The organism is Aquiflexum lacus (genome assembly GCF_015476655.1).
GTDB lineage: Bacteria > Bacteroidota > Bacteroidia > Cytophagales > Cyclobacteriaceae > Aquiflexum > Aquiflexum lacus.
In genome coordinates, this window is sequence record NZ_JABFHF010000014.1 from 1 (window position 1) to 23823 (window position 23823).

Genomic DNA, 23823 nt, shown 5'->3' on the forward strand with positions numbered 1-23823 from the left:
TATATAGGTTTACAATTTTAAATTAAATTGTGTCAACCTATTTCAGTACACGACCGCTTGTCTTGTTTCTTGGCTCCCCGAAATTCTTCGGGACAAGCTTTGGCTCTTATTTCTTGTCTCTTGTCTCTTGATTCTAAACTCTAAATTCTCGCTTCTCGCCTCTAAAATCTCGCTTCTCCAATCACTCTCCCTGCGCCAAGCTATACGCCCTCACCCCATCAAAGGCATAAAGGTTTTCGGTCTTAATAAAATCAAAACCAAGGTCTTGAACCTGCTTGAGCAAATCCAATATTTGGGCATGGCTGATGACAGATTGTCCGGCATTCTGAAACCTGCACCTCCAATGATCGGTACAGAAAGTCTCTCTCATTCCACCAGGAAATACTTTAATGCCTCTATTGGTAATCAATTGAAGTTCCAATCCATCTGCATTGGCTTTTCTGAGTTTCTCTCCTATCACATTTGGATCTCTTTCATCACTGTCCCAATCAACAAACACATCCACACCTATCAAATCTTTTTGAGATTTTTTGACTGGACTTAACTTGATTTGCATGGGTTCTGTAGCAGATTCGTCAAAGGTAGTGACGGCAAGATTTACTGGTTTTTGACCCAGTCTTTCTATCACAGCTCTAGAGAATTCCTGTGTACCCACTTTTTTGGAAGAAAGGCCTTCTTGGTAAATATCTCCTGTATGAATACCGTCTTCAAGCGTTTTTGCCCAAGCATTGGCAATTTTTTCAGCTATTTCTGGCTGACCAATATGTACCAGCATCATGATTGCGCCATTCAATAGGCCTGAAGGGTTTGCCATATCCATTCCTGCAATATCCGGTGCGGAACCATGGATAGCTTCAAACATCGCTACTTCTTCTCCCACATTGGCAGAACCTCCAAGACCAACTGAACCCGTCACTTGTGCTGCCACATCTGAAATGATATCCCCATATAGATTGAGGGTCACAATCACATCAAAGATCTCAGGTCTCTCAGCAATCAAAGCCGTGCCGATATCTATGATTTTGTGGTCCGTTTGGATGTTGGGATATTCTTTGGCCACCTCTAGGAATGTTTTATGAAAAAGTCCATCTGCCAGCTTCATGATGTTATCTTTGGTCATACAGGTGACATTCTTACGACCATATTTTTTAGCATATTCAAACGCATATCTAATGATTTTCTCAGACCCGGGCTTGGAAATCAGTTTAAGACATTGGTAAACCTCCTGTGTTTGCCTATGCTCGATACCGGCATAGAGGTCTTCCTCATTTTCTCTGATGATGACCAAATCCGTTTTGGGAAAATGGGTTTTTACAAATGGAGAATATGCCTTGCAGGGTCTTACATTAGCAAACAATCCAAATGATTTTCTTGTGGTTACATTCAGACTTTTGAATCCTCCACCCTGAGGGGTAGTAATGGGAGATTTTAAAAATATTTTGGTTTCCCTTAATGAATCAAAAGCACCTGGCTCCATCCCCGAACTTATCCCTTTCAAATACACCTTTTCACCGATTTCAATAACTTCATATTCAAGTTGGGCCCCAGCTGCTTCCAGAATTCCAAGGGTTGCTTTCATGATTTCCGGACCGATGCCATCTCCGTAGGCAACAGTAATTTTTCTTTTTGAAGACATATATAAAATGGGTTATCTTAATATTGAGTTTAACACAAAAATAGGAAAATTTCAGGGAAGCCTTCCTAAACCTATTACAAATTAGCATAATACTGCACTGGCTGAGCAATACGTGAATCACCAAAGAATTGACAAAGGATCGTGTTTTTACAAGAAATGCTTTGTGAATGGAACAGGGCCTTGTATATTTGATATCAAACATGCACCAATTCATATGGCTGATAGCAATAATATTCTTTCAGAAGAAAAAGAAGGCATTCTTTATTTGACCATCAACAGAGAATCAAAATTAAATGCGCTCAATTTTGCTACTTTAGAAGAAATCAGAAATATTTTTAATGAGGTTTCAGACAACAAAAACATCAAGGCGGTTATCATCACAGGCTCAGGAGAGAAGGCATTTATTGCAGGTGCCGATATCAGTGAGATTGCAGAACTCAATGAACTGAATGCCCGAAAATTTGCAGAGAACGGGCAAGAAATTTTCAGTTTGATCGAAAATTGCCACAAGCCTGTCATTGCGCTTGTCAATGGATTTGCTTTGGGAGGCGGCTGTGAACTGGCGATGGCCTGCCACATGCGGATTGCTGTTGCCAATGCGAAATTTGGACAACCTGAAGTGAACCTTGGAATCATCCCCGGCTATGGAGGCACGCAAAGATTGACCTATCTGATAGGTCGTGGCAAAGCCAATGAACTCATGATGACAGGGGATATGATCGGAGCTGATGAAGCAAAATCTTTGGGATTGGTCAATCATGTTTTTCCAACAAAAAACGAAGCATTGGCAAAAGCAGAAGAAATCATAAAAAAAATTATCAGCAAGGCTCCTTTGGCCATTGGCATGGTAGTCGATTGTGTGAACGCGGTATTTATCCCTGACGAAAACGGGTATCAGACAGAAGCCAATAGTTTCGCCAGATGCGTCAAATCAGGAGATTATAAAGAAGGGACTTCAGCATTCCTTGAAAAAAGAAAACCGGTTTTCAAAGGGGAGTAAGTCCCCTTTTCTTTTTTAAAAATGAGCCAACTCAAAAAATTAGCAGGTCAAACGGCCGTTTACGGGATAAGCAGCATCCTTGGCAGAACTGTAAATTTTTTATTAATCCCGATTTATACAGGATATCTCACCAAGGATGATGTGGGTGCCTACACCGCACTCTATGGCTACATGGCCCTCTTTAATATCATTTTTACTTATGGGATGGAAACCACCTATTTCCGGTATGCCACAGGAAAAGGATTGGATCCCCAAAAAGTATTTGCTCAAATCCAGTCTCTACTGATTACCACCTCTCTCTCTCTTGGAGCCATTATCTACCTCTCAGCCCCCACCTTGGCATCATGGCTCAACTATGAGGGTCAAGAACATCTTTTCAAATGGATTGCTTGGGTTTTAGCCATTGACGCGATATTGGTAATCCCTTATGCAAAATTGAGAAAAGAAAATAGGGCATTTCAATTTGCCATAACCAAGCTTGGCAATATCTTTATCAATGTAGGATTAAACATCTTTTTCATAGTTGTCTGCTACCATATTTGGAGAGGCGATTGGCTGGCAAACTTATCTCCCTTTATAGGAAAAATTTATAACCCGGAATGGGGAGTAGAATATATTTTTCTTTCAAATTTAGTGGCCAATGCAGCCATGATTCCTGTATTATTTTGGCTTACCAAAAAATTCCGATTTGGTTTCAATAGAGAATTTCTCAAACCTATGTGGCATTATGCGTTCCCACTTTTATTTATGGGACTTGCGGGGGTCATCAATGAGACTTTTTCCAGAACCACTTTCGAATATATCTTACCCGAAGGATTCTATGAAGGGTTGACAACTAGGGAAGTTACCGGGATTTTCGGTGCAAACTTCAAATTGGCAATTTTAATGAATTTGATCATTCAAGCTTTCAAATATGCTGCAGAGCCATTTTTCTTCAATCAGGCTGCTGATAAAAACAGTCCTGAACTATTTGCAAAAGTGATGCATGTTTTTGTAATTTTTTGCTCAGCTTTGATGATAGCTGTATCCGTAAATCTTGATATTCTAGGAGCACTTTTTCTTCGAGGCGATGGCTATGTCATGGGCAATTACATTGTGCCTGTCCTTTTGCTTGGTTATCTAATGCTAGGTATTTACTTTAACCTAAGTATCTGGTTCAAATTAACAGATCAGACCAAATACAGTTTTTACATAACAGTAATCGGTGCAATCGTAACCATTGTGGTACTATTTACATTAGTGCCTAAATTTGGGTTAATGGGTGGTGCTTTGAGTACATTATGCTGTTATACAGTCATGACAATTATTTGCTACTATGTAGGACAGAAGTATTTTCCCATACCTTATCAGACAGGTAAAGCTGTGTTCTATCTTCTTTTTGCTTTTGCTTTAAGCTATTTGGGTTTCTTTTGGGATTGGGGAAATCCTATCTTTCAATTTATTGGCAGAAATAGCCTTGTGATTATTTTTGTTCTAGTAGTTTTGGGAATTGAAAAAAACGAAGTGAAACAATTACTGTCACGTTTTAACAAAAATAAAATATGATCATCAAAGTAATCAACCAATCCAAGCATCCCCTACCTGAATACCAAACCCCACTTTCTGCAGGATTGGATCTCAGGGCCAATATAAACGAACCAATTATTTTAATGCCTTTGGAAAGAAAGCTCATAGGTACAGGGCTATTTATAGAACTACCTGCAGGGTTTGAAGCCCAAATCAGACCTAGAAGTGGGCTGGCTTATAAATATGGGCTTTCTGTGCTGAACACTCCTGGAACGATTGATGCAGATTACAGGGGAGAAGTTAAAGTTTTGTTGGTCAACCTTTCCAACGAATCATTTACATTAGAAGATGGTGAGCGAATTGCCCAAATGGTCGTTGCTAAACACGAACAAATCACATGGCAGCCCGTTCAGGAGCTTTCAGATACAGAAAGAGGGGCTGGTGGTTATGGCAGCACAGGGAAATCTTAATTTACGATTATTTTTGTATAGTTGTGCTACTTTTGGGAGAGAGACAAAATGTCAAAAAGAACAAAAAGGCATCAAGTTTGCGTTATCGGTAAAAAGTGATAAAAATTTCGCCCTGAACCATCTAACAAAATGGCCAATAATCCGTATTGCCATAATTAAATATCTGAAGTTGAAAGCAATAAAATAGATTAAGTGAAAATATACCTCAAAAGATTATTAAGTATTTCATTGATGATGCTGATCACCCTTTCAGCATTTTCCCAATCTAAATTACCGAAAAAGGAAAGAAAGAGGCAGCTTGAAGAAGCAAAAGCCTCAAGACTTTTTATTGAGGGGCAAAGATTCTTGATGCAGGAGGATTTTGATAGGGCGTATTTCTATTTCCAGAAGGCCAGAGAAATCACTCCGGATGAAGCTGCTATAAATTTCAAGATCGCAGAAATATTGTTGAGAGCAAACAGGGTGGATCAGGCCATGGAATATGGCATGAAAGCAGTGGAATCCAATCCTGAAAACAAGTATTACAATCTTGTAATGGCAGAAGCTTTTACCAAACAAAATGAACCGCTCAAAGCTGCGGCAATTCTCGAAAACCTGATGGCCAATACTGATGAAAATCAGAATTATATTTTGGATTTAGCTTCCTTATACCTTCAAGCAGGAGAGTTTGATAAAGGACTCGATGCGCTTGACCGAGCTGAAGAGTATTACGGTATGGCTGAGCAACTTACAGTACAAAAGCAACGGATTTATTTAAGAAAAAATGACCTGAAAAGCGCCATTGAAGAAGGTGAAAAACTAATTGAATCTCAGCCTGGCAATTCTCAATATGTGTTGAGTCTTGTCGAAATACTATTCAACAACGGTAGAACAGATCAGGCTTTGGCCCTGATAGAAAAATCCCTTGACACCTACCCTCAGCAACCTGAACTCCAATTAGCCGCCTATGCACTGTATAAAGAAAAAGGTGATATCGATACTGCTGAGACATTGATCAGAGAAGCTTTTTCCAATCCTGACCTTGACGGAGAGATAGTTGCCCAGTCATTTGCGGATATTCTTCAGGATCCCAAAACCACAAGAAGAGATAATCTTTTAGATGAATTGGAGGCCAAAATGTTGGTGAATTTTCCCAATGATCCTTACGTGCTGACCGTGATCGGAGATAGGAAGTTTTTTGACAATGACAGGGAAAAAGCGATAGAACTCTATAAAAAATCTATAGAAATCAATCCTGCCAATGCTCCTGTCTTACAAGGAATTATTACTTCTATGTTTGAAAAAGGTGATGATTTCAGTCAAATTGAAAAATATACCATCCTTGCGGTAGATGAATTTCCAGAAAGAGCCGAATTCTGGTTTTTTGACGGAACTGCAAAGCTTGCACTGAAAAAAGGTGAAGAGGCATTGGCTTCTTTACTAAAATCAACGGAAGTAAATGGAGGAAAAAACAAACAACTAGATCTTTTAGTCAAAGGTCAATTGGGCGATGCCTATCATTTAATGGGTGAAAAAGAAGATGCTTTTGAAGCCTATGAGGCATTATTAAATGAGAAACCCGATGATGAACATGTATTAAACAATTATGCCTATTATCTGTCTTTGGAAAAAAAGAACTTGGAAAAAGCCAAGTCTATGTCCTCACAACTTGTGAAAAAATTTCCCAAAAACGCTACTTATCTTGATACACATGCTTGGGTACTTTTTCAGTTGAAAGATTATGAAGGTGCAAAGAAATACATGGAACTCGCTATTGAAAACGAGGAATCCCCAAGTGGTGTAATGTGGGAACATTATGGGGACATTCTATATCATTTGGGCAATAGAAATGATGCCATCAGCTATTGGAAAAAAGCTGAAGGTGGGGAGGAAACATCCGAGGTTTTGATCAAAAAAATAAAGGACAGAAAATATTATGACTAAGTCAAATCCGGGAATTCTGTTATTTTTTATTATACTATTAGTTGGCTGTTCCAAAAAACCAAACTTGTATACTTCCAATGAAATCATGCAGGAATTCAACCCTAGTTACTTTGATTTCAACTATCTCAGTACACGGGGCAGAATTGTTCTGGAAGAGGCCAATGGAAAAATCACGAAAGGAACCATTAATCTAAGGGCACAAAAAGATAGTGTCATTTGGTTCAGTATGACGCCTGGTTTAGGCCTCGAAGCTATGAGAGGCTTAATCACAACAGATAAAATCCGCATCAAGGACAGGCTGAATGGAGATGACATCAACCTGAGTTTTGATGAAATGAAAGATCGGTTTGGACTTCAAATTTCACTACAGCTTGTTCAGAACATTCTTTATGCAAACGTCCCTGAAGAATTCAGCTATCGTGATAGACTGATCAGGGTTGGGAAATACTTTGAGCTTACTCAGGCAAGAGAGGGATTTAGGTTTCATTCCAGGGTCAATACAAGTCATGGAAAAGTATCAGAACTGTCAAGTAACACGCTTGATAACAACGGTGCTTTATTGGCATCCTACCCTACCTTTGAAAATGTAAATAATCAACCTTTTCCAAACAAGATGTTATTGAAAATTACGTTCAACGCAGAGGAAGGTGTTCAGAATATCATTATCCATCTTGACTTGAACAGGATTGAATATCAGGATGAGCCCTTATCATTTCCATTTCAGTTTTAACAATGAGATCTATAAGGTTATTTCTATTTCTGATTTTACTTTTTTTTGGGATGCCCCAAATTAGCCTACATGCGCAGACAAAAAAAACTAGGGCCCAGCTTGAAAAGGAAAAATCAGATATTCAGAAAAGATTGGCCGAATTTGATCAGATACTTAAAAGGACAGCAGACACAAAAAAATCTTCTATCGGGCAGTTAAATGCTGTCAACAAACAACTTCAGACTAGAATTACATTTATCAATACTTTAAGCAGGGAGGTTTCTCTGCTCAATACTGAAATCAAGGAAACAGAGAATTCAATCAGTTCTTTGGAAAAAGATCTCAAAAACCTCAAAGAGGAGTATTCAGGAATGATATATACTTCCTCAAAACTGAATTCCGGACTGACAATGACCATGTTTATCTTCAGTTCTACGACATTCAAACAGTTCTACATGAGGTTAAAATACCTGAAGCAATATTCGGATGCAAGAAAAAAACAAGTTGAATTGATCAACCAAAAGACCGATGAACTTGCAGCACAGAGATTAACCCTGGAAGAAAAAAAGTCTGAAAAGCAATTGGTCTTGAATCAGGAACAACAACAAAAACAGCAACTTGACCTGGCTAAAAGACAACAACAGGGCATTGTCAACGACCTTTCCAAACAGGAACAGGATTTGAGAAAAAAAATTGCAGCTGCCAAAAAACAGCAAGAAAACCTCAACAGCATGATCAAAAGGATCATTGAGGAGGAAATCAGGCTTGCAGAAGCAGAAGCTCGGAAGAAAAACTCTACCGCCAATAAATCTTCAGGAAGTAATATTCCACTTACTCCTGAGGCTGCAGCACTATCGAGTTCTTTTGCCGGTAACAGGGGCAAACTTCCTTGGCCGGTAGAAAGCGGATTTATTTCCAAAAGATTTGGGACACATCCCCACCCTACCCTCAAAGGAATCAGTGAGGACAATGATGGAATTGATATTCAGACCCGTCCAAATTCTAACGTTCGTTCAGTTTTTGATGGAGAGGTTACCAAAATATTTACAGTGCCGGGATACGGCGGTACTATTGTGGTCAAACACGGTGAATATTACACCATGTATAGCAAACTTAAAGTGATTTCTGTGAGGTCTGGGGATAAAGTCAAAGCCAAACAGGTCCTTGGTCAAGTTTATACTAATAAGGAAGGTGTGGCAGAAGTGCACTTTGAAGCTTGGAAAGGTCTTCAACCCATGGACCCGTCCATTTGGCTTGCTGGTCGATAAAACAAATAATTCGTATATTTATAAAAAAAGAAGAATAACGGGGCTTCTTTCCTTTGTGTTAGAATTACACAGTTATATCTTTGTACAAATAAAATAACCTAAATAATAAAATCATGACAACATTGGGTTTCTTACAAAACATGGGTGGTGGATCTATCATCCTAATCGTTCTGGTGATTTTACTCCTTTTTGGAGCTAAAAGAATCCCAGAATTGGCAAGAGGGCTCGGAAGAGGAATCAGAGAATTTAAGGATGCCACTAAAGAAATTCAGGATGACCTTGAAGAAGGTCTGAAAGAAAAAAAGAAAAGAGACTAATTAGATTCAAAGATTTATACCTTGGAAAAATTCCATTCATTTGACGACATTCAAAAGTCGCTCGAAAATAGGGAAACCGATTGTAAAGCGATAGTCGATTATTATCTCCAAAACATTCAAACGAAGGCGCATCTCAACGCCTTCGTTGAAGTTTATAGGGATTCCGCTTTGGAACAAGCTGCCAAAGTGGATGAAAAATTAATCTCCGGTAAAGCCGGTAAACTTGCAGGACTTGTCATTGGCATCAAGGACGTCTTGGTTTATAAAGACCATGAAGCCAATGCCTCCAGTAAAATTCTGAAAGGATTTAGATCACAATTCACAGCTACGGCCATTCAAAGATTGATTGACGAGGACGCCATTATCATTGGCCGTCTCAATTGTGACGAATTTGGAATGGGAAGTTCCAATGAAAACTCTGCGCATGGCAAAGTACTGAATGCCGCAGATGAAAGTAGAGTACCGGGTGGTTCATCGGGAGGATCTGCAGTTGCCGTACAAGCAAATCTATGTACCGTTTCTTTGGGAACAGATACAGGTGGGTCAGTAAGACAGCCTGCTGCATTTACGGGTTTGGTAGGTATCAAACCAACCTACTCTAGGGTTTCCCGATGGGGCCTCATCGCCTATGCCTCTTCATTTGATACCATAGGGGTCTTTTCAAGGAATGTCCGAGACAATGCCCTTGTGATGGAAATCATGGCAGGCGCTGATAATTTTGATTCTACGGCTTCTAAAAAGCCTGTTCCGAATTATTCTGAGTTATTACATTTTGATAAAAGGGCAAAAATTGCTTTTTTTACAGAAACGATTGAATCAGAAGCGCTTCAGCCTGAAATTAAAGCTAACACCCTGGCTGTTCTAGAAAAACTTAAGCAAGAAGGCCATCAAATTGAGGAAGTTCATTTTCCTTTATTGAAATATACCCTTCCCACTTATTATATTCTCACGACTGCCGAAGCGAGTTCAAATTTGTCTAGATTCGATGGTGTGAAGTACGGATACCGTAGCCCAAACGCCCACAATCTCGAAAGCATGTACAAACTCACCCGTACAGAAGGCTTTGGGGAAGAAGTGAAAAGACGGATTATGTTGGGGACTTTTGTATTAAGTGCAAGCTATTATGACGCTTATTTTACCAAAGCCCAAAAGGTGCGTAGGTTGATCAAAGACTTCACAGAAGAATTATTGAATAAATTTGACTATATTATTATGCCTACTACGCCTTCTACTGCGTTTAAGTTTGGAGAGCATAGCAATGACCCTGTGGCCATGTACCTTGAAGACCTGTTTACGGTACAGGCATCAGTTTCTGGAGTCCCCGCTTTATCGCTTCCAAACGGTACCGACAAAAATGGTTTACCGATAGGCATACAGATTATGGCCAATTCCTTTAAGGAAGCTGAACTTTACGCATTTGGCAACTACCTAATGGAATTACACAACAACTAAACTAAATTCCTGACCATGAAAAATCACATTCAAAACCTTTTACCAATTTTAGTGTTGGTTTTGTTTTTTCAAAACAACCTTCATGGTCAAGAACTATTTGGTATCAATAATTCTCCGATTGAGGAGGAAACCATTTTACCTGTTTATCAATTTGAATACATCCCTGACTTCAGTTACAATGAAGTTGCCAACAAAATAAAGGCAATGGAAACGGATATGCCGTTTGAATTGAACGAAAGGATTTTTGCCTTTATCAATTACTTTACCGTCAGGAACAGGGATTACACAAAAATGGTCTTACAGCGTCAGGATATTTTTTTTCCATTGTTTGAACAAACTTTGGCTGATCACAATATGCCTGATGACATCAAATTTCTGGCAATTATTGAATCCGGATTAAATCCTACCGCCAAATCAAGAGTGGGTGCTATGGGACTATGGCAATTTATGCCTGCGACAGGCAAGATGTATAGTCTAAATATCAATAGGGATATTGACGACCGAATGGATCCTGAAATGTCCACAGAAGCAGCAGCAAAATACCTGAAATCACTATACAGAATGTTTGGCAATTGGGAACTTGCATTGGCAGCCTACAATTGTGGCCCTGGCAATGTTCGAAAAGCCATCAGACGCTCCGGAGGAAAGAAAACCTTCTGGGAGGTTTACAAATACCTCCCAAGAGAAACAAGAAGCTATGTCCCACAATTTCAGGCAATGATGTATGTATTAAGACATACTGAAGATCACAATTTTGTTCTTGAAAATCCAACCTACCCAATAGCTTACGAAAAAATAAATTTTAACCAAGAATTGGATTTAGAGGAATTGGCAAATATTACTGGAATATGTATCGAAGACTTGGAAGATTTGAATCCCTCTGTCCAAAACAGATTGATTCCTTCAACCAATAAACATATGGCTGTCAGGGTTCCAAAATCAAAATCAGAATACATCACCCAAAACTATGAGCAATTTTCTGAAGCTGTCAAATTGACTACAGAAAGGTCTATTGCGCTTAGGTCAACTCCAGTAAATAGCACCAACAGCCCTGCTGCTACAATACCTGCCAACCAAAACAAGATCATCTATGTAGTCAAATCCGGCGATGTGTTGGGCTCCATTGCCCAAAGGCACGGTACTACCGTTAATAATATCAAGGCTTGGAACAACATTAGCAGCAATACCATCAGAATAGGCCAGAAATTGGATATTTACACAAAATCCAGTTCATTTGATAAAGCTTTAGCCCAAAATAATAATGCCTCTACTACTATTGCGGAAAATCCAAAAACTTACACTGTTCAACCGGGAGATTCATTGTGGTTGATTTCCAAAAAACATAACGGTATCAGCATTGAACAGATCAAGAAATTGAATAATCTGAATACCAATCAGATTAAGCCGGGGCAAAAACTGATAATAGGGTAAACTATTTTATTAGTAAATATTTTTTTCTGCCACAGAATATTAATAAATTGTGTCAGCTATAAAAACCAATTATGAAAAATCTTAAAAATATTTTCTTTCCGATGATTGCGATCATTGGTGCCAGTATTCTTTTGAGTTGCGAATACGGTGACTCCAATTCATCTTCCACCAAACCCAAAGCGAGGGGTGCCATAGGTGAAATCATACTTGCTATAGATTCCACCAAGTGGGAAGGTCCTGTTGGAGAAGCTTTGAGAGGGGTCTTCGAAGAGGAAGTACCAGGATTGATAAGAGGTGAAAGCATGTTTGACATACGGAAAGTGGATCCAAGGGGATTGACGAGGATTTTGAGAATGGCCACCAATATCGTGTATGTAACGACATTTGATGACAGAAAATCAGCCAGTCAAAATATCAATGCACTTTTCAGCAAAGAGGCCAAGGAAAAGGCTGCCGCTGATCCAAGCCTTTATTTTCTCAGAAGTGAGGATGAATTTGCTCAGGGCCAGGAAGTGGTCTACCTTTTTGGCAACAACGAACAGGAATTGGTAGAAAATATTGAAAAAAACAAATCCAAACTCCAAAACCTCTTTCAGGTAAGAGAAAGAACCAGAATGGAAAAAATATTGCTGAGCCGAAAAAATTCCGCCGCCAAGGTTGCAGGGGAAGAACTTGGACTTAGCATCAATGTTCCTGCATCATATCAGATAGTCAAAGCTGAAAATGATTTTTTATGGCTAAGACAACCCACTCCGAGGACAGACAGAGCAGACATCAGTATGTTTTTTTATGAAACTGATTATAATTCTGAGGAGCAGGTGTTTCCGGAATCCATTATTGCGCTTAGGGACAAAATCACCAAGATGCATATTTACGGAGATCCAAATAATAGAAATTCTTATTTGATTATTGAGCGTGTAGATCCGAGTCCGGTATTTAGTAACTTCAAAATAAATGATAATTTTGGCGTCGAAATCAGGGGAGGTTGGAAGACCAATAACCTGAGTATGGGAGGTTCTTTCTTAGCATATGTCATCGTGGATGCTGAAAAAGGAAAACTTTATTATATGGAGGGATTTCTTTACTATCCCAATGAAACCCATCGTGAAGCGATCAGAGAAATTGAAACTGTCCTTTTGGCTACCGAACTTCTCAATGATGAAAACCGGATAGGCTAATCATATTAACAATAACCCTTTATATGGCAATTAAAATCAGAAAACAAGACGCATTAAACTATCATTCTCAAGGAAAACCCGGTAAAATCGAAGTTATTCCTACAAAACCCTTATCCAGTCAATTGGATCTTGCATTGGCCTATTCTCCAGGTGTCGCAGAACCTTGTTTGGAAATTGCTGCTGAAAAGGAAAAAGTGTATAAATACACGGCTAAAGGCAATCTAGTGGCAGTAATTTCAAATGGAACAGCCGTATTGGGGTTGGGTAATATAGGGCCGGAAGCCTCAAAGCCCGTAATGGAAGGAAAAGGCGTTTTATTTAAAAAATTTGCTGGCATAGATGTATTTGATATTGAAATAGATGAAACCGATCCTAAGAAACTGATTCAAATTATCAAATCCTTGGAACCGACCTTTGGAGGAGTAAATTTAGAGGATATCAAATCTCCGGAATGTTTCGAGATAGAGCAAACCCTTAAAAAAGAAATGAATATTCCTGTGATGCACGACGATCAGCACGGGACTGCAATCATTTCCGGCGCCGCGTTGCTGAACGCCTTGGAGGTCACAGGTAAAAAAATAGAAGAAATCAAACTTGTAGTAAACGGAGCCGGAGCATCAGCTGTCTCATGTACCAGATTTTACATGAGTTTAGGTGTAAGGAGAGAAAATATAGTGATGTGCGATAGCAAAGGCGCTATCAGGAATGACCGTGAGGATTTGGATGATATCAAAAAAGAATTCACAACCCAAAGAGATGTACACACCCTTACTGAGGCAATGAAAGACGCCGATGTATTCTTGGGACTGTCCAAAGGAAATATTTTAACTCCCGATCAGTTAAACTTAATGGCACCCAATCCAATTGTTTTTGCTTTGGCCAACCCAGATCCAGAAATAGCTTATGAATTGGCCATGGCCACAAGAGATGATCTGATTATGGCTACAGGAAGATCTGATTTTCCCAATCAAGTCAACAATGTCCTTGGATTTCCATATATTTTTCGTGGTGCCTTAGATGTCAGAGCAACTTCCATCAATGAAGAAATGAAATTTGCCGCTGCCAAAGCAATTGCGGCATTGGCGAAAGTTCCCGTTCCTGAAATTGTGAACAAGGCCTATGGAGACAACAAAATCACATTTGGCCGATTTTATCTCATACCCAAACCGCTTGACCCAAGATTGATCACCATTATAGCTCCTGCGGTTGCTAAAGCGGCAATGGACTCAGGTGTAGCCAAAACCCTTATTACAGATTGGGAAGCGTATGAATTAGAACTTCAGGAAAGAATTGGTATTGATCAGAGATTGATGCTAAGGGTGGTGACAAGAGCTAAAAAAAATCCAAAAAGAGTTGTCTTTGCGGAGGCTGATAATGTCAAAATACTGAAAGCAGTTCAGATATTAAAAGATGAAAGAGTTGCCATTCCTATCCTTCTAGGAAATAAGGAAAAAATCGAGTTCTTAATTAAGGAACAAAATCTCGATATGACAGGAGTACAGATCGTCGATCCTTATCAGAATGAAGATAAATTAAAGCATTTTGGAAAGGTGCTCTACGAAAAAAGAAAAAGAAAAGGGTTGACTCCCCAAGAATGTATCAGGCTAATGAAAGACCGGAATTATTTCGGGGCCATGATGGTCGAACTTGGTGAGGCAGACGCATTGATTTCAGGCCTGACCAAGGATTATCCCAAAACCATCCTACCTGCTCTACATGTCATTGGTGTAAAAAAAGATATTGACAGGGTAGCGGGCATGTACATCATGAACACTGCCAAAGGACCATTCTTCTTCTCAGATACCACCGTCAATGTCAATCCAACAGCTCAACAACTGGTTGAAATTATCGGTCTAACTGCGAATGGCGTCAAATTCTTTGACATCGAGCCCAGGATTGCGGTGCTTTCATATTCCAATTTTGGATCTGCCAAAGGTGAAATTGCTGAAAAAACATCCAAAGCTACAATTCTTGCAAAATCAAAATATCCCGATTTGGTAATTGAAGGCGAGATGCAGGCGAATGTAGCATTGAATGAAGAAATTCAGATTGAAAATTATCCATTCAGTGACTTGATTGGAAAAAAAGCAAATACACTTATTTTCCCTGACCTGAGTTCCGGAAACATAGCCTATAAATTATTGTCTGAACTTGGAAATGCTGAAGCAATCGGCCCTGTACTATTGGGAATGAACAAACCTGTTCATATATTACAACTCGGTAGCTCCATCAGAGAAATTATCAATATGGTAGCTATCGCTGTAGTAGACGCTCAAACGCAAGAATAAAAATGATTGCATATTTAAAAGGAAAGTTGGCCTATAAGGACCCGACTTTTGTAATTATCGATATCATGGGGATAGGTTATCAGGTGAAAATTTCCCTTCAAACCTATTCCCAAATCAAAGATGAGGAGCAAGTAATGCTCCTCACTTATTTACATATCAAAGAAGACGGTCACACACTTTATGGTTTTAAAGAAGAATCCGAAAAAAAACTTTTTCTGAATCTGATTTCTATTTCGGGTGTAGGACCAAATACTGCCCTCATGATACTTTCATCCCTAAATGCAGATGAATTGGAATATGCTATTATCCATGAGGAGGTTAAAACCATTCAAAATGTAAAGGGTGTCGGAATTAAGACTGCCCAAAGAATCATTCTTGAACTAAAAGATAAAATAAAGAGAGAGGCTTTGGGAGATTCCATGATACTTCCTTCCACATTTGTAAAAACCAACAATAAAATAAAAGAGGAAGCGTTACAAGCCTTGATGACATTAGGGTTTCCAAAAGCAGCTGCTGAAAAAAATATTACTGCTGTATTAAAAAAATCCGGTCCGGAAATTTCTTTGGAAGAATTAATTAAAGCATCTTTAAAAAACCCTTAATCATTACAAAACTGACAGTCTTTGTATCCGCAATTTTTTTCACAAAAAGTCGCAAATTTTAATTTCCCATCAATAGGAATATTTTTGATGGCATGCATTTTTATGTATTTGCCAAATGCTTACGCACAGGAGGATGTGCAATCGGATAGTCTCGAAGTCAAATTGGATTCATTGAACAAAAGAAGGTTACAACCTTCTTTCCTATTGTGGCCAAATCTTAATACCAATCCACTGTTTCCACAGCAGAATCAATTCCTACCAAGATATTCCCCATTCTACCAATTCGATATCACGCAGCCAAGAATTCAGGTAGAAATCGATTCTGTCCTACAATACCGGGTAAATGAACAGTATGATTCCACCAATATGGATTCAGGTCAAATTTATGATTTTGATGAATTTTCGAAAATACAAGAATACAGAGTAAGACAGGAATATTGGAGAAGCAGATCTAGGGGCTTGGATGGTGATAGCCCTGTTGGTGGCAGAAATCTTATTCCTCCCTTAACTACCAGTCCCAGTTTTGATAGGATTTTCGGTGGCAATGAAATCAATATTGTACCAACCGGATTTGTCAACCTTGATCTTGGAGCTATTTTTAGAAGGATTGACAATCCTTCCATTCCTATACGCCAACAACAGAATGGCAACTTCAACTTCAACCAACAGATTCAAATGGCCGTCAATGGTACACTTGGACAAAAAATGAAAGTTGGAGCCAATTTTGATTCCAACAATTCCTTTGACTTTCAAAATCAACTAAAGGTGGAATACACTGGTTTCCAAGAAGATATAATCAAGTCCATCGAAATTGGAAATGTCAGCATGCCTGTACAGAACAGTCTGATTCAAGGTGCCCAAAATCTTTTTGGTGTCAAAACCCAAATGCAGTTTGGAAAACTATTTGTAACCGGTGTTGCTTCTACTCAACGGGGAAGAAGGGACGAATTGGTGATTGAAGGTGGTGGACAGGGAAGGCAGTTCGAAATACAGGGTTCTGCCTATGATGAAAACAGACATTTTTTTCTGGGACATTTCTTCCGTGAAAATTATGAACGCTGGCTTCGAGGTCTTCCTCAGATTCTATCCGGGGTCAATATTACCAGGGTAGAAGTGTATATCATGAATAGGGCCCAGAATACTGAAACACTAAGAAATTTCACTGCCTTCATGGACCTTGGCGAGGGCAGTAGGTTGTTCAAGCCAGAAAATCCTAATATAGGGCCGGGTAATCCTGGTGCACCTGCTTCAAATGGTGCAAACCTTCTATTTAACAATTTGAACTCAAATCCGGCTTTTAGACCATTTGACACTGGGTCCGGAGCGATTGAATCAACCTTGGATTTGGTAAGAGGTTCAGATTTTGAGCAGGTAAACGGGGCAAGAAAGCTCGCTCCTACCGAATATATTTTCAATAGAGAGTTAGGTTACGTGTCACTTTCAAGGAGGCTACAAAATGATGAGGTATTGGCAGTATCCTATGAATATACTTTCAATGGTCAGGTTTATAAAGTGGGTGAACTTTCTGAAGACTATCAAAACAGACCCATCAGCGACTTGATTTTCCTGAAAATGCTAAGACCTGCAAGGATCAATATCAGGATTCCGACATGGGACCTGATGATGAAAAATGTTTATAACCTCAATGCCAATCAGATCCAACAGGATGGCTTTCAGCTACAGGTGATTTACAGAGATGACCGTACAGGACTTGATAACCCTACACTTCTTGAAGGACAAAATCTCAAAAATGTACCCCTAATCAGATTAACAGGACTGGATAACCTGAACCCACAGAATGATCCTGCCCCAGATGGGAATTTTGATTTTATCCCGGGGATAACCATCATACCCGAAAGAGGTTTGTTGATTTTCCCTGTCCTAGAACCATTTGGAAGAACGCTGAGAAACCTCTTCTTGCCCAATGAGGCCAATTTGGCTGAAAAATTTGTGTTCGACACTTTGTATAGTACCACCCAAGCAGATGCTGAACTGGTGACACGTTATGATAAATATTTTATCAAAGGCAGGTTAACTGCGGGATCTTCTTCAGAAATTTTACTTCCTGGACTTAATATTTCACCAGGTTCAGTCATTCTAATGGCTGGCAATATCCCCTTAACAGAGGGGGTTGATTATACAGTGGATTATAATTTTGGAAGGGTCACTATCATCAATGAAGGAATTCTTCAATCCGGAAAACGGATTTCTGTAAGTTTTGAAAAAGCAGATCTTGTATCATTTCAGACCAGGAGCCTGTTGGGAACTAGGTTGGATTATATCCTCAATGATAAATTCAATATTGGTGGTACCTTCCTTTATCTCAATGAAAGGCCTAATATTACCAGAATTGCGACAGGAAGTGAAACATTGAGAAATAGTATGTGGGGATTGGATGCCAACTTCAATGACGAATCAAGGTGGTTGACCAAGTTGGCGGATGCTTTGCCTTTTACCAATACCAAAGAAAAATCTATGGTTCAAATCAGCGGAGAATTTGCACAACTTCTTCCTGGAACTTCAAACAGGGTAAATGGGGAACAAGCCTCCTATATAGATGATTTTGAAACAGCTATTACCCCATACAACCTTGGAGGGGCTGCGGCACAGACCTGGCATTTGGCCGCAACCCCCAAAACAGATAATAATACTTTTGACCTCAGTTCACTGACAGAAGATAGGTTGGGAAATGCATATAGAAGGGCTAGAGTAGCTTGGTATAATATTGACAACGTTTTTTACCGAGAAGGTGGTCCGGGAGTACCCACCAATATTTCAAGAGAAGACCGAATCAACCATTATGTCAGAAGAGTCCTGCCTCAGGAAATTTTCCAAAGACGGGATAGGGATGTTATTGTGGTTCCGGAACCACTGTTTGAAATTGCCTACTTCCCTCATGAGAGGGGAATGTACAATTATAACACTAACCTTACTTCTGAAGGATTGCTCCCGGATCCAAGACTGAACTACGGAGGTGTAACCAGACCCATTACCACAGAAGTGGATTTTGACAGGACCAACATTGAATACTTGGAATTTTGGCTTTTAGATCCATTCATTCAAGGACAAAATGGTAGGGTACTTGACGGTATATTTAATGAAAACAACACTACAGGTGGAAAATTAAGGTTCAATCTTGGGGAAATCTCTGAAGATGTCATCAAAGACAGCAGACACGGTTTTGAAAACGGTCTTCCAGGAGATGGTGACCCCAGCGCAGTCTCTACTACAGAATGGGGTAGAATCACCAGGGAACAGTTTTTAATTCCAGCATTTGACAATTCACCTGAATCAAGAGTCAATCAAGATGTTGGTCTAGATGGCTTGAGAAGTGAAGATGAAGAAGCGTTTTTCAGAGACCGGTATCTGAATAGACTTAATGTTAGCCCAAATGCCTTACAGAGAATCACTCAGGATCCCTCAGCTGATGATTTCCAATATTATTTAGATGAGGAATTTGACAGAAACGATGTCAAAATCTTGGAGCGTCACAAGAAATTCAATGGGATGGACGGGAATACGCCGATTACCGCCAATTTGAACCTCCCCTACACCCCATCAGGGTCAAATCTACCTGACAATGAAGATCTGAATAATGATAATACCATCAATGAACTTGAAGCTTACTACGAATATGAAATAGACCTTAGACCAGGTCAAATGGAAGTGGGGAGGAATTACATCATCGATAAAGTGACGACAACCCAAAGTGGGGATCAGGTAGATTGGTATCTGATAAGAATTCCTGTCAGAACTCCTGATAGGGTTCAGGGTGATATCTCCGGATTTAAATCCATTCGTTTTATGCGTGCCTATCTGACCGACTTCGAACAGCCTGTGGTCCTTAGAATGGCCAATTTCAGATTGGTGGCAAGTCAATGGCGTGTTTTTCAGGAATCTCTTTTTGAAAGGGGATTTTTTGAAGTACCAGAGCCTGACAATTCTAATTTTAATGTGGATGTTGTCAATATCGAAGAAAATGGACAGGGAAGTGCTACCCAAAGTCCATATGTTCTCCCTCCAGGCATTGTGCGGGATAGAGACAACCTTGCTTCTGTAGAAAGGGTTCTCAATGAGCAGTCCATCAGACTATGTGTAGAAGACCTTCAGGCCAAAGATGCAAGGGGCGTTTTCAAAAACGCAAGTTCTCTGGACCTTGTACAATTTGAGAGGATGAAAATGTTTTTCCATGCTGACAGTGAAGATGCTCAGGATGGAGAATTGACTGCTTTCTTAAGGTTGGGAACTGATTATACAGACAACTATTATGAAATCGAGGTTCCACTTCTCATCACACCAAAAGGAACGAGAGACCCCCTGCAAATATGGCCTTCGGGAAATGAAATAGATATCGCCATCAGTGAAATCGTGGGTGTAAAAGTAGATAGGGACAATCAGCGGGTTCCATTGAACCTGGCCTTTTCCCAAGATATCCGACAATATAAGGTCACAGTGGTAGGCCGTCCGGAGCTCAGTCTCATTCAGGGAATGATGATTGGAATCAGGAATCCCGGAACAGCCGGTGGCGCTTCCAAATCCATCTGTATTTGGGCTAATGAATTGCGGGTTACGGGGTCTAAAGAATCAACAGGTTGGGCAGCTAATGCTATTTTGAATGCCCAGATTGCTGATGTTGCCACAATTTCAAGCTCAATCAGACACAGTACTTTCGGATTTGGTGGATTGGAGACAAGACTTTCCCAAAGGGCAATGTTTGCAGCAACGCAATATGATATTTCAGCAAATGTAAGTGTGGATAAACTTTTGCCTGAAGCACTCAATGTCACCATCCCTATGTATGTCAGTCTTGAAAATGCGACCAGCAGACCTCAATTTGACCCCTTAAATCCGGATGTGCTATTTGATCAGGCCTTAGAGAAATTCCAAACGCAAGAAGAAAAGGATTTTTATAGAAACCAGGTACTTGACCAAATGCGGAGAAGGAACATCGGGTTTACTAATGTCCGTAAAAATAAAAACCCTGAAAGGGAGGTAAGCAAAATTTATGACCTCAGCAACTTCTCTTTTTCTTATGCCTACGGATCAGTTAGGCAGAGCAATATCAATACCCAAAGTTATGATTTTGAGACCTATGTAGGCAATGTTGCTTATGTCTACCAACCCAAGCCGTTGGTTTTGGAACCATTCAAAAATGCAGAATGGTTGGGCGGAAGTAATTTCAGCCTCATCAGGGATATCAATTTTAATTTTGTACCCACATCTTTTGCGGCAAGAGTAGATGTGGACAGGAGATTTATCAGGACTCAGTACAGAAATGACCAATTGACAATAGACGGTGTGGATCCTTTTTTCCAAAAAAGCTTCTTTATCAACCGAAACTACAACCTCAATTGGGATCTGACCAAAAATCTACGGGTAGACTTTATGAGCCGGATAATGGCTGTCGTTGACGAACCGGAAGGAGATATCGACACCGAGGCGAAAAGAGATTCTGTTAGGACCAACATTCGAAATCTGGGAAGGACAACCAATTACAACCATCAGGTAACCGGTAATTACAAACTCCCATTGGATAAAATCGGAATGCTGGACTGGATCGGTGCAGATTATAGGTATTCTGCGAATTTCACTTGGCTGACAGGAGCAATAGGGCAAAGAGATACACTTGGAAATGTGATCCAAAATACCCGGGACCAAACTGTGACTGGTAAATTGGATTTTGTAAAGTTGTATAATAAAAATGCCAAATTCAGGGCTTTGAATGCCCCAAAAAGACCAACCATACCGGGGCGAACCGCAGCGAGTGCCGAGGATACCATAGGTACCCCATTTACGAGGGGCTTGATCAAATTCCTCACCATGGTCAAAGACATCAACTTCAGGTATTCAGTAGTTGAAGGAACATTCCTACCCGGATATATGGCTGAGACGGGCCTGATGGGGCTAGACAGGAGCTTTATGAACCCAGGACTTGGCTTTATTTTCGGGGGACAAAACCCTGATGTCAGATTTGGGCTCGCCAACCAAGGATTGATTGCCCCAAGTACTGAGCTCACCCAACTTTTCAGACAAAATCAAACCAGAAATCTCCAAATATCCGGAATAGCCGAACCCATACGCGATTTCAGGATTAATCTTGAGGCCAGAAAAAGAGAAACCGGGGAATACAGTGAAATTTTCAGAAACAATCCCGAAAATCTCGGGAATTTCCAATCCCTGAGTCCCAACAGGATGAGTGGTTATAGCATTACATACTCCATTATCAGGACTACTCTGGCCAGAGACGACCAAAATAACAATTCCCCTATTTTCTCAAATTTTGAAGCGAACAGAGGAATTATCCAATCAAGGCTCAATGCCCAAAATCCAGGAGGAGAATACGCAATTAATGGGCAAGATGTCCTGACCCTGGCATTTCTATCTGCATACTCAGGTAGGGACGCCTCCGTCATAGACCTAAATCCATTCCCAAAAATACCCATCCCCAATTGGAGAGTGGACTACAAAGGACTTAGCCAAATCCCTGCTCTAAGGGAATATTTCTCCAGTATCAACCTGACCCATGGATACGCATCATCCTATGAGGTTAGCAACTTTTCAAATTCATTGTTGTACCAAAACGGGTTGGAATTGTATAACAGAATTCAAAACATTCCAGGAGCTAGTCTAACCAATGAATTCGGAGAATATATACCGATTTTCATTTTAAATCAGGTTGTTCTTTCTGAAAGATTTTCCCCGCTACTAGGTGTTGATTTATTGACAAAAGATAGACTTAGTATCAAAATGGAATACAACTCTGAAAGAAACATTGGTTTGAATTTCTCCAATGCACAGGTTACTGAACAAAACAGCCGGGACTTTGGGTTTGATTTGGGCTATACGAAAGCGGGCGTCAAAATCCCATTCAAAATTCAAGGTAGACAGGAAGTCCTTCAAAACGATTTACAGATCAGGATAAATACCCGGGTCGTTGACACAAGACAGGTACAAAGAAAAATAGACGAAGGCAGCACGGTCACTAATGGGAACCTTAACCTTCAAATAAGACCAACAATTGGATATGTAGTCAATAAAAGCCTCAATATCACCTTGTATTTTGATAGAACTATCAATGACCCAAGAGTAACTACAGCTTTCAGAAGAAGTTCCACTGCCTTTGGTGGACAATTAAGATTTAATTTAGCACAATAGGTTTTAACATTTGGCGAAACCTTGTATTTTTGGAATCCTTAAATAAAAATATATGAATTTCCCTAAAGAATTAAAATACACTAAAGACCATGAGTGGGTTAAAATTGAAGACGGTATAGCTGTCATTGGAATAACTGAATTTGCCCAAAGAGAGCTTGGTGATATTGTTTATGTTGAAGTAGAAACTGTAGGTGAGACAATTGCCTCGGGAGAGGTTTTCGGCACTGTTGAAGCTGTAAAAACTGTTTCTGACCTTTTTATGCCCCTTGAAGGAGAAATTATTGAATTCAATGAAGAACTCGAATCATCCCCCGAGCTTGTAAATGAATCTCCTTATGAGGAGGGATGGATGATAAAAGTAAAAATAACCGGAGAGGTTCCAGAGGGAGAACTCCTTTCTCCTGAGGATTATGCAGAGTTAGTAGGGAACTGATTCAGTTTTGAAAATCCGAAGACTAATACCAGCGGTACTATGGCTGTTGATAGTTTCGTTGGCAATGTTCACTCCAGGAAGATCCCTCCCTAAATTACCTGAATTCTCATTTGGAGACAAATTTGGACATTTAATACTGTTTGCTGTACTCTCATTCTTATGGTTTCGGGTAGGAACTTTAAACGAAGAAAGGGAAATAAATAGCAGAACTTTAATTACTAATTTATTAGTATTCTCGTTTATTTTTCCTATATTAGCAGAGTATTTGCAATTATTGGTTCCAAATCGAACTTTTGATTACCTGGATATCGTTGCAAATTTAGTTGGAGGCGCAATCGGCTTTATTGTCTTTTTTATTTTATATAAGGCAAACAGTAGGCTTGTATAATTTAAAATTAATGGCTAGAATTGTTATTCCTTATTTAGTAAACAAATTTATTAACCTTATAATTAAC

The 23823-nt window shown here is 39.7% G+C and carries 16 protein-coding genes; 15 read left to right on the plus strand and 1 reads right to left on the minus strand.

From position 1 onward, the window contains the following. Positions 1-181: 181 nt before the first annotated feature. Positions 182-1636, minus strand: a complete 1455-nt coding sequence (locus HMJ38_RS13545; protein ID WP_194974948.1) for an NADP-dependent isocitrate dehydrogenase — start codon at positions 1634-1636, stop codon at positions 182-184. Between the two features lie 214 nt (positions 1637-1850). On the opposite strand from HMJ38_RS13545, the gene HMJ38_RS13550 reads away from it, so the two are divergent. The 15 genes from HMJ38_RS13550 to HMJ38_RS13620 all read left to right on the plus strand — a co-directional run bounded on the left by HMJ38_RS13550 (position 1851) and on the right by HMJ38_RS13620 (position 23756). After that, the gene (locus HMJ38_RS13550; protein WP_194974949.1) at positions 1851-2636 is read left to right on the plus strand and encodes an enoyl-CoA hydratase/isomerase family protein; all 786 of its coding nucleotides are present in this window, start codon (positions 1851-1853) and stop codon (positions 2634-2636) included. Positions 2637-2657: 21 nt separating this feature from the next. Continuing rightward, positions 2658-4181, plus strand: a complete 1524-nt coding sequence (locus HMJ38_RS13555; RefSeq protein ID WP_194974950.1) for a lipopolysaccharide biosynthesis protein — start codon at positions 2658-2660, stop codon at positions 4179-4181. Further along, positions 4178-4612, plus strand: coding sequence for a dUTP diphosphatase (dut, locus tag HMJ38_RS13560; RefSeq protein ID WP_194974951.1), 435 nt, complete (start codon positions 4178-4180; stop codon positions 4610-4612). The genes HMJ38_RS13555 and dut overlap by 4 nt, the downstream gene beginning before the upstream one ends. A 231-nt stretch (positions 4613-4843) precedes the next feature. After that, positions 4844-6535 carry a tetratricopeptide repeat protein gene (locus HMJ38_RS13565; RefSeq protein WP_194975064.1) on the plus strand — a complete coding sequence of 564 codons (1692 nt, stop codon included), beginning with the start codon at positions 4844-4846 and terminating at the stop codon, positions 6533-6535. Then, positions 6528-7265 (plus strand): DUF4292 domain-containing protein, encoded by a 738-nt coding sequence (locus HMJ38_RS13570; RefSeq protein ID WP_194974952.1) that lies wholly within the window; start codon positions 6528-6530, stop codon positions 7263-7265. The genes HMJ38_RS13565 and HMJ38_RS13570 overlap by 8 nt, the downstream gene beginning before the upstream one ends. Before the next feature lie 50 nt (positions 7266-7315). Further along, complete coding sequence (locus tag HMJ38_RS13575; RefSeq protein ID WP_228780052.1) at positions 7316-8512, plus strand: murein hydrolase activator EnvC family protein; 1197 nt, start codon at positions 7316-7318, stop codon at positions 8510-8512. A 113-nt stretch (positions 8513-8625) separates the two neighbouring features. Continuing rightward, a complete protein-coding gene (locus tag HMJ38_RS13580) occupies positions 8626-8829 on the plus strand; it encodes a Sec-independent protein translocase subunit TatA/TatB (RefSeq protein ID WP_194974954.1) in 204 nt (67 codons plus the stop codon). Between the two features lie 21 nt (positions 8830-8850). Beyond that, positions 8851-10281, plus strand: a complete 1431-nt coding sequence (gatA, locus tag HMJ38_RS13585) for an Asp-tRNA(Asn)/Glu-tRNA(Gln) amidotransferase subunit GatA (RefSeq protein ID WP_194974955.1) — start codon at positions 8851-8853, stop codon at positions 10279-10281. 15 nt (positions 10282-10296) lie between these two features. Continuing rightward, a complete protein-coding gene (locus HMJ38_RS13590; protein WP_194974956.1) occupies positions 10297-11712 on the plus strand; it encodes a lytic transglycosylase domain-containing protein in 1416 nt (471 codons plus the stop codon). A 71-nt stretch (positions 11713-11783) separates the two neighbouring features. Next, complete coding sequence (locus HMJ38_RS13595) at positions 11784-12890, plus strand: DUF4837 family protein (RefSeq protein WP_194974957.1); 1107 nt, start codon at positions 11784-11786, stop codon at positions 12888-12890. Positions 12891-12913: 23 nt separating this feature from the next. Next, complete coding sequence (locus HMJ38_RS13600; protein WP_194974958.1) at positions 12914-15178, plus strand: NADP-dependent malic enzyme; 2265 nt, start codon at positions 12914-12916, stop codon at positions 15176-15178. Between the two features lie 2 nt (positions 15179-15180). Next, complete coding sequence (ruvA, locus tag HMJ38_RS13605; RefSeq protein ID WP_194974959.1) at positions 15181-15780, plus strand: Holliday junction branch migration protein RuvA; 600 nt, start codon at positions 15181-15183, stop codon at positions 15778-15780. Positions 15781-15867: 87 nt separating this feature from the next. Beyond that, positions 15868-22935 (plus strand): T9SS outer membrane translocon Sov/SprA, encoded by a 7068-nt coding sequence (sov, locus tag HMJ38_RS13610; RefSeq protein WP_194974960.1) that lies wholly within the window; start codon positions 15868-15870, stop codon positions 22933-22935. A gap of 52 nt (positions 22936-22987) precedes the next feature. Further along, complete coding sequence (gcvH, locus tag HMJ38_RS13615; protein WP_194974961.1) at positions 22988-23368, plus strand: glycine cleavage system protein GcvH; 381 nt, start codon at positions 22988-22990, stop codon at positions 23366-23368. Between the two features lie 64 nt (positions 23369-23432). Next, a complete protein-coding gene (locus tag HMJ38_RS13620; RefSeq protein ID WP_194974962.1) occupies positions 23433-23756 on the plus strand; it encodes a VanZ family protein in 324 nt (107 codons plus the stop codon). The last annotated feature ends 67 nt before the right edge of the window (positions 23757-23823 follow it).

Bases quoted from the DNA above. Each gene is read 5' to 3' on its own strand.
- HMJ38_RS13545 (WP_194974948.1), bottom strand. From the start codon at position 1,636: ATGTCTTCAAAAAGAAAAATTACTGTTGCCTACGGAGATGGCATCGGT.
- HMJ38_RS13550 (WP_194974949.1), top strand. From the start codon at position 1,851: ATGGCTGATAGCAATAATATTCTTTCAGAAGAAAAAGAAGGCATTCTT.
- HMJ38_RS13555 (WP_194974950.1), top strand. From the start codon at position 2,658: ATGAGCCAACTCAAAAAATTAGCAGGTCAAACGGCCGTTTACGGGATA.
- dut (WP_194974951.1), top strand. From the start codon at position 4,178: ATGATCATCAAAGTAATCAACCAATCCAAGCATCCCCTACCTGAATAC.
- HMJ38_RS13565 (WP_194975064.1), top strand. From the start codon at position 4,844: ATGATGCTGATCACCCTTTCAGCATTTTCCCAATCTAAATTACCGAAA.
- HMJ38_RS13570 (WP_194974952.1), top strand. From the start codon at position 6,528: ATGACTAAGTCAAATCCGGGAATTCTGTTATTTTTTATTATACTATTA.
- HMJ38_RS13575 (WP_228780052.1), top strand. From the start codon at position 7,316: ATGCCCCAAATTAGCCTACATGCGCAGACAAAAAAAACTAGGGCCCAG.
- HMJ38_RS13580 (WP_194974954.1), top strand. From the start codon at position 8,626: ATGACAACATTGGGTTTCTTACAAAACATGGGTGGTGGATCTATCATC.
- HMJ38_RS13590 (WP_194974956.1), top strand. From the start codon at position 10,297: ATGAAAAATCACATTCAAAACCTTTTACCAATTTTAGTGTTGGTTTTG.
- HMJ38_RS13595 (WP_194974957.1), top strand. From the start codon at position 11,784: ATGAAAAATCTTAAAAATATTTTCTTTCCGATGATTGCGATCATTGGT.
- HMJ38_RS13600 (WP_194974958.1), top strand. From the start codon at position 12,914: ATGGCAATTAAAATCAGAAAACAAGACGCATTAAACTATCATTCTCAA.
- ruvA (WP_194974959.1), top strand. From the start codon at position 15,181: ATGATTGCATATTTAAAAGGAAAGTTGGCCTATAAGGACCCGACTTTT.
- sov (WP_194974960.1), top strand. From the start codon at position 15,868: ATGGCATGCATTTTTATGTATTTGCCAAATGCTTACGCACAGGAGGAT.
- gcvH (WP_194974961.1), top strand. From the start codon at position 22,988: ATGAATTTCCCTAAAGAATTAAAATACACTAAAGACCATGAGTGGGTT.
- HMJ38_RS13620 (WP_194974962.1), top strand. From the start codon at position 23,433: ATGTTCACTCCAGGAAGATCCCTCCCTAAATTACCTGAATTCTCATTT.